The 6506-nt window shown below is 61.5% G+C and carries 8 protein-coding genes; 2 read left to right on the top strand and 6 right to left on the bottom strand.

Annotated elements, in window-relative coordinates:
* On the bottom strand, positions 1-908 hold a 908-nt coding region (locus VJ604_RS02265), incomplete at its 3' end, for a molybdopterin molybdotransferase MoeA (RefSeq protein WP_324079764.1).
* Positions 909-1359: 451 nt separating this feature from the next.
* Between VJ604_RS02265 and VJ604_RS02260 the strand changes: the two genes are divergently transcribed.
* Together VJ604_RS02260 and VJ604_RS02255 are read left to right on the top strand one after the other, a co-directional pair.
* Positions 1360-1794: an MOSC domain-containing protein gene (locus VJ604_RS02260; RefSeq protein ID WP_324079763.1), complete on the top strand. Its 435-nt coding sequence runs from the start codon at positions 1360-1362 to the stop codon at positions 1792-1794.
* Between the two features lie 60 nt (positions 1795-1854).
* Positions 1855-2610, top strand: coding sequence for an SDR family oxidoreductase (locus VJ604_RS02255; protein WP_324079762.1), 756 nt, complete (start codon positions 1855-1857; stop codon positions 2608-2610).
* An 88-nt stretch (positions 2611-2698) separates the two neighbouring features.
* Here VJ604_RS02255 and VJ604_RS02250 read toward each other — a convergent pair whose 3' ends face one another.
* The 5 genes from VJ604_RS02250 to VJ604_RS02230 form a co-directional block, all read right to left on the bottom strand.
* On the bottom strand, positions 2699-3043 hold the full coding sequence (locus tag VJ604_RS02250; RefSeq protein WP_324079761.1) for a DUF2795 domain-containing protein: 345 nt from the start codon (positions 3041-3043) through the stop codon (positions 2699-2701).
* Between the two features lie 215 nt (positions 3044-3258).
* Complete coding sequence (locus VJ604_RS02245) at positions 3259-5058, bottom strand: complex I subunit 5 family protein (protein ID WP_324079760.1); 1800 nt, start codon at positions 5056-5058, stop codon at positions 3259-3261.
* A gap of 8 nt (positions 5059-5066) precedes the next feature.
* Positions 5067-5411, bottom strand: coding sequence for a sodium:proton antiporter (locus VJ604_RS02240; protein WP_324079759.1), 345 nt, complete (start codon positions 5409-5411; stop codon positions 5067-5069).
* Positions 5408-6169 carry an MnhB domain-containing protein gene (locus VJ604_RS02235; RefSeq protein ID WP_324079758.1) on the bottom strand — a complete coding sequence of 254 codons (762 nt, stop codon included), beginning with the start codon at positions 6167-6169 and terminating at the stop codon, positions 5408-5410. Before VJ604_RS02235 ends, VJ604_RS02240 begins: the two co-directional genes overlap by 4 nt.
* A complete protein-coding gene (locus tag VJ604_RS02230; protein WP_324079757.1) occupies positions 6166-6408 on the bottom strand; it encodes a Na(+)/H(+) antiporter subunit B in 243 nt (80 codons plus the stop codon). Before VJ604_RS02230 ends, VJ604_RS02235 begins: the two co-directional genes overlap by 4 nt.
* Positions 6409-6506 lie beyond the last annotated feature (98 nt).

The raw sequence follows: 6506 nt of genomic DNA, 5'->3' as shown, positions 1-6506 counted from the left end.
GGAAGGGAGAAAACGGGGACCTTTCCTTTCACGCCGAAGGCGGTGCCGCCGCCAGGCCGGATAGCGACCTTCCAGAAACGTTCTTCCACCCCGAGCGTCGCCAGCGTCTCCCGTACAAGGTCCCTATCACCTGCGGAGACGCCCGCCGAGGTGATCAGCACGTCCGCCTGCAACCCCTCCGAGAGCAGCGCCCGATGGCTCTCGCTGTTGTCCCTGGCGATCCCCACCAGGACCGGCTTCGCCCCGCAGAGCTGGACGGCTGCAGCCAGCGAGAAACTGTTGCTGTTGAAAATCTCGTTTCCTTTCGGGGCGGTCCCCAGTTCAACCAGTTCGTCACCGGTGGAGACAATGGCAACGCGCGGCTTACGGTACACCGGGACCATGGCACGGCCAAAGGAGGCCAGCAGGCCGATCTCTTGCGGTCCCAGGAGAGCACCTTTGCCTATGATCCTCTCGCCCGCCGCAACCTCCGATCCCTTGCTGCGGATGTGGGCACCACTTTGGACAGTGTTTCGCAAGGTGACGGTGCCCATTTCCCAAGTTTGACCCGGCGTGGGCTTCGCCCCGTGTGGAGCGTCGGTCTCCTCCAGCGGGATGACTGCGTCCGCATCCGGGGGGATGGGGGCGCCGGTCATTATTCTCGCGGCGCAGCCCGCAGCAACTGGGCCGTGCGGGAGACTGCCGGCGGGGATGTAATCGGTAACCGACAGGGTGACGTCCGGGGCGCAGTCGGCACTTCTCACCGCGAATCCATCCATCGCTGACTTGTCCAGCCGCGGCAGGTCCCAGGGCGCCAGGAAGTCCGCAGCGATGACCCTTCCGGCCGCATCGAGCAGTTGCACTCGTTCGACGCCTGCCGGCTCCACGCTCTGCAGGATGGCTTCTCTGGCTTGCTCGAAACTCGTCATCTGGCTCCGCCTGGCTTGTTGGGTGATGGTTCGTGAGCAGGTGGTTGTAGTGATTTCACTGGGGCGGCTATCTCCTATTGCCATAGCACAATTCGCCGTGAATAAACAATGATTTTGGCTTTATCCCATCCTTGGACCTGAAGAGAACGTGGCACGGCGTTGTGCGGTAACTGCATGAATGGCTGGCATTTTTGTCGGATCCCGAGCGCACTGGCGAGTATAAAAGTATACGGCACGGTAGCTCCATCTCTTGTTACAGCAGTAGGGCGGCAGGGGCGGCCCCGTGTTACCGCCTGTAACTTCAGGATAAGGTGACCGGGGTAGGGCGCCCCTCCGGAGGCCTACCGCCTGCCGGAAGCCTCCAATGAGAGGAACTCGTTGCCTCTAGCGCTAAAACGATGTATTTTGTCCTGATCCGGCAATGATAGCCAGCTCAAAAGAGGAGAAACTGATGAAGGGAAAGGTTTTGGCCGTAAATATAAGTCTGAACAAAGGGGAGCGGAAGACACCGGTTCCCTCGGTTACCCTGCGTGAGAATCACGGCATCGAAGGGGATGCGCACGCGGGAGATTGGCATCGCCAGGTCAGCCTGCTGGCCATGGAGAGTATCGACAAGATGAAGGCGCTGGGGTTGGACGTCAACGAAGGTGACTTCGCCGAAAACGTCACCACCCAGGGGGTTGACTTGGTCAGCCTGCCGATCGGTACCAGGATGACCATTGGCGAGACTCTCCTGGAGGTTACCCAGATCGGCAAGGAGTGCCATACCCGGTGCGCCATCTTTTACCAGGCCGGGGACTGCGTGATGCCCAAGGAAGGGATCTTCGCCAAGGTCATCACCGGTGGGGTGATCCGGCCCGGCGACGAGATCGAGGTGCTCGCCTGACCTGTCATCTCGCGTCTGCTTGCAACAATGATGGCTCTGGAAGGTAAGAGAGGAGGATAGATGCAAACTGTGCTCATCACCGGCGCCTCGTCCGGTTTCGGCGCCGCCTGCGCGCGCGCCTTCGCAAAACTTGGCTGGAGGCTCGTGCTGACCGCCCGACGTAAGGGGGTGCTTGACGAACTGGAACGGGAACTGGCCCCGCTGGCGCCGGTACACGTGCTGGCGCTCGACGTGCGGGACCGGGCGGCGGTAGAGGCCACCTTGTCCTCGCTGCCGTCCGAGTTCTCGGAGGTGGACCTGCTGGTCAACAGCGCCGGCCTCGCGCTGGGTCTGGAACCTGCGCATAAGGCATCGCTGGACGATTGGGATACCATGGTCGACACCAACATCAAAGGTGTCATGTACTGCACCCGTGCACTGCTGCCGGGAATGGTGGCCCGCAACCGGGGGCACATCGTCAACATAGGTTCGGTGGCCGGCAGTTGGCCCTATCCGGGCGGCAACGTGTACGGCGGCACCAAGGCCTTTGTCCAGCAGTTCTCCCGGAACCTGCGGGCCGATCTGCTGGGGACGGCGGTCCGGGTCACCAACATCGAACCGGGGATGGCAGAGACGGAATTCTCCAAGGTGCGCTTCAAGGGTAACGAGGAGCAGGCCCAGCGTGTTTATACGGGGACCGAGCCCCTGGTGGCGCAGGATATCGCCGACATCGTGGTGTGGGTCTCCACGCTTCCCTCCCGCGTCAACATCAACAGCATCGAGGTGATGTCCGTCTCCCAATCCTGGGCGCCGCTCGCGGTGCACCGGGAGAAGTAACCCACCCTGAACAGGCCCCTCCGGGCCTCCAATGAAAAGGCCCCCTCCGCAAGAGGGGGCCTTTTTTGTTAGCGGCTTCGGTCAGCCTTTACCGGTGAGAGGAGGAGCGGCCGCCGCCGTGCGAGGATTTGCCTTGGCCACTTTGTCCGCTACTTTTTGACTGGCTTTGGCTCTGGCTCTGGCTGCGGCTCTGGCTCTGACCCTGGCCCTGCCGGGTTTTGGATTCAGAATACTCAGGCTCGAAGTTTTTCATGACATCGGCCATGCTGCTGTATTCGCGCTCGGGCATCTTCTGGATTTCGTCGATCACGACTTTTTCAGCATGGAGGTGTTGTGCATGTTTAAGGATGTCCTGTTTATCTGCGGGGAAATCGATCCCTTTCAGATTTTTTGTTAAATTGGCCGGAGAAGCGCCAGTTCCACGTGTTGCCATAAGATCCTCCTTTTACAGCTTGTACTGACTTACTACTCCTAGGAGCGATTATATTATTTCGAATAATTTGCAGCAATTGAAAAGAACCAGCCAAAAAACTATCGACGTTCTACCTTTGCCGAGGAAATTTGGTAGATGAAAATCATTAGTACAAGACGGCAGCCATGCTAATAAGAGCCGTCTTCATTATATTGTGATGTCTTAGCGGTTAATTCTTATCTGATGATAGTGATTACTGCCATGATGCCGGCTCCGATCATGAACCAGGTAACGTAGTCGCCGATGTAGCCGCTGTGGATAGCGCGAAGCCACGAAAGAACCGGCTTGACCAACCCCTTCAGCGACTTCACCATTTTGGTCGGAAGCGGGGTGCGGAACAGGAAGAGGGCAGCCACCGCCAGTGCCAGGACAGCGGCCTCCGCGCCGCCTTTCCACTCGATGTGCGGGGCGGTGGCCGGTAACGGATGGATCGCGATTCCTTTCAGTACCGTTGCTCGATAACCGGCACCGTCGGTGAAGCGGAGCGCCGCCTCAGTTGCCAAGCCAGCCGCCCGGGGAATGGCGCCGACCGCAACTCCACCACAGGCCAGCAGCAGGAAAGGAAGCCACATCATCAAAGGGGTGCGGCCACTCTCAGCGGTAGTTTCCGGAGGTTCCCGATCCCCGGAGGTCGGCGCTGAGTCGGAGATGAAGTTCGACGTACCTAATCCGAAGAAGACGGAGGCACCGGCTCGCAGCACGGCCCCCCCGGTCACTGCCGAGCAGACCAGGAAGATGGAAGATAGGGATCCGTAGCCCAGGGCGAGAGCGCTTTTTTCAATGATCCCTTTGCCCGCTCCGGTGCCGAAGGGGGGCATCCCGGCCAGGGCCAGCCCGCTCAGGCAGAAGAGCACGCCGATGAAGCGCAGGGTGCAGCACTTGCCGCGCAGCCTCTCCTCGTCGATAGAGCTGAAATGGTAGAGGATAATGCCGGTGCCGATGAAGAGGCCTCCCTTGATCATGCCGTGGGCGACGATGTAGAGCAGGACCCCTCCCAGCGAGCTGCTGTCCAGCAGCGCGATGCCTGCCAGCATCATGCCGCTGTGGCTGACCGTGGAATAGGCCAGCAGCCGTTTCATGTGGCGCTGCATGCAGGCCAGCACGGCGCCCGTTATGGCGGTCGCCAGCCCGATGCTGACGAAGAGATCCCGCAACGGTAGGAACTGCAGCGAGCTGCTGAGGACGCTCCAGTAGATGCGGGCCACGGCATAGAGCCCCAGTTCCACCATGATGCCGGAGAAGAGCATGGAGGCCGGGGTCGGTGCCACGGCGTGGGCGTCGGGAAGCCAGAAGTGGAAGGGGACGATGGCGGCCTTGACCAGGAACCCGATGGCCAACAGCAAGAAGGCCACCACCAGGGTACGGTCGGCCCCGTGCAGCTCCAGAAAGTTACCGGCCCAGGCCAGGTTCAGCCCGCCGGTGCGACCGTAAATGAGTCCGATGCCGAACAGCACCAGGAAGGCGCCGATGCTGTTCATGACCGAGAAGTTGAGGGCGCCCTCCAGGGGGCCGGTGTCCTCGATCTTGTATCCGGTCAGCGCATAGGCGGCGACCCCCATCAGTTCGAAGAAGACGAACATGTTGAAGAGATCGCCAGTTAGGGTGAACCCTTCCATGGAGGCGAGGAAGAGGAGCATGAGGCTGTGGTAGAAGGTGCCGATGGCCCGGAAGTAGTGCCAGGAGAAGAGGAGCCCCATGACGGTGAGCAGGGCGGCCAGCGCGGCAAGCGCGGCGCCGGCCGGGTCGATCACGAAGGCGATGCCGATCGGGAAGCCGCCCATGGGTGACCAGCCGCCGAACCAGTAGACGATGGTCTCGGTGAGGGAAGCCTCGAAAAGCACCAAGTCGATGCACAACACGACCAGGGCGGTGGCGACGGAGAGGAAATCGAGCAGCCGGTGGTTGCCCGGGATCTTCTCCAGCGCGACCAGGATGGCTGCCATCACCAGCGGTATCACCACGGGAAGCGGAGGCATTTCCACGGTCAGCCTCGCATGGGGGGGGCCCTTCTCGGGTCCAGGGTGCCGCTACGCTTGTGGGCCTGCAGCGCGAAGATCAGGATGAGGGCGGAAACGGTGGCGCCGACCACGATATCGGTCAGCGCCAGCGACTGGACGACCGGATCCACCAATTGCGCACCCTTGGGGATCTCGTCCAGGATGGGCGCGGTCCCCTGCCGGCGGAAACCGATGGAGAGGAGGAAGACATAGGTGGAGGATTGGGCCACGAAGAGGCAGCTGACCAGGTGGATGACGTTCCTGCTGGTGGCGATGCCGTAGAGCCCGGCCAGGAAAAGCCAGGCGGCGACCAGGAAGGGGAGCAGGTTCACGGGGACCTCCTCTTGCGGATGACCAGTACCTGCCGCAGGAAGGCGGAGATCAGTAGGAGGAAACCGGCCGCCACCTCCAACCCCACCGAGCAGTTGTCCAGCGGCAGAAACCCGCTGGAAAGGAGTTCGCCGGCCTTGCCGAGCGGCATCACGTTCAGCATGTAGGGATGATGACGCAGCATGGGGATGACCCCGAGGAGGGCGAAGGCCGCGGCCCCGGTCACCTTGAAAAGGGTGACGACATGTCCTTCCATAAATTCGAGGAGGTCACGGTATTCACCGCTCAGGTATACGAAGTAGAAGGCGGTCGCCAGCAGGACCCCACCCTGGAAGCCGCCTCCCGGGGAAAGGTGACCGTGCAGCACCACGTAGATGCCGAGCAGCAGGGTGAACGGAAACATCACCACCCCACAGCCGATTACCGCAGGACCGGGAGCGGGGAGTGAGCGGTCGGAGGCCCGGTCGGTTGGCTTGGTGATCTCCTCGCTCTCCTGGTGGCGCATGAGGAGGATGGCTCCCGCCACGGCGGCGAAGAGGATGAATTCCTCGCAGACGGTATCGAAACCGCGGTAATCGAAAGTCACCGCGGCCACCCCCTGCTGGGTCTGCCGCAACGGCAAAACCGTTTGCATGACCAGATCGCCATAGGGGCCGCGGTAGTTGCCGAAATTGGGGAGGCCAGCCATGGCGGCGACGAAGACCACCCCGAAGAGGAGGGCGGAGACCAGGTAGAGGAAGATGCGCAGTTTCTGCCTCATTTCGCCCCCTTGGCGGAGGTCTTGGCCACCGTCAACACCACCATGAGAGGGAAGGCAACCGCGCCCACCACGATTTCCGAGAGCGCCACGTCGGGCGCTTGGAGCACGGTGAACAGAATGCTCAGCTGCAACCCGAAGAAGCTCCCCACCATCGATTGCAAGAGCGGATTGCGGGTGGCGACCACCCCGGTACCGGCTGCAGCCACCAGCAGAAAGGAAAGGACCTGGAGAGCGTTCATGAACCCTGCTCCTCTTGAGGAGGGCGATCGGGAGGGGGTGAAGAAGTGGCGGGTCCCTTTTCCCGGAGCTGCAACTCACGCAGGTAATTAGCCCTGGC

Source organism: Geomonas sp. (assembly GCF_035254065.1).
Lineage (GTDB): Bacteria > Desulfobacterota > Desulfuromonadia > Geobacterales > Geobacteraceae > Geomonas.
The sequence above is the reverse complement of the archived record's forward strand: the minus strand, read 5'-3'. Positions and strand labels throughout refer to the sequence as shown.

Bases quoted from the DNA above. Each gene is read 5' to 3' on its own strand.
- VJ604_RS02255 (WP_324079762.1), top strand. From the start codon at position 1,855: ATGCAAACTGTGCTCATCACCGGCGCCTCGTCCGGTTTCGGCGCCGCC.
- VJ604_RS02230 (WP_324079757.1), bottom strand. From the start codon at position 6,408: ATGAACGCTCTCCAGGTCCTTTCCTTTCTGCTGGTGGCTGCAGCCGGT.
- VJ604_RS02235 (WP_324079758.1), bottom strand. From the start codon at position 6,169: ATGAGGCAGAAACTGCGCATCTTCCTCTACCTGGTCTCCGCCCTCCTC.
- VJ604_RS02260 (WP_324079763.1), top strand. From the start codon at position 1,360: ATGAAGGGAAAGGTTTTGGCCGTAAATATAAGTCTGAACAAAGGGGAG.
- VJ604_RS02245 (WP_324079760.1), bottom strand. From the start codon at position 5,058: ATGCCTCCGCTTCCCGTGGTGATACCGCTGGTGATGGCAGCCATCCTG.
- VJ604_RS02250 (WP_324079761.1), bottom strand. From the start codon at position 3,043: ATGGCAACACGTGGAACTGGCGCTTCTCCGGCCAATTTAACAAAAAAT.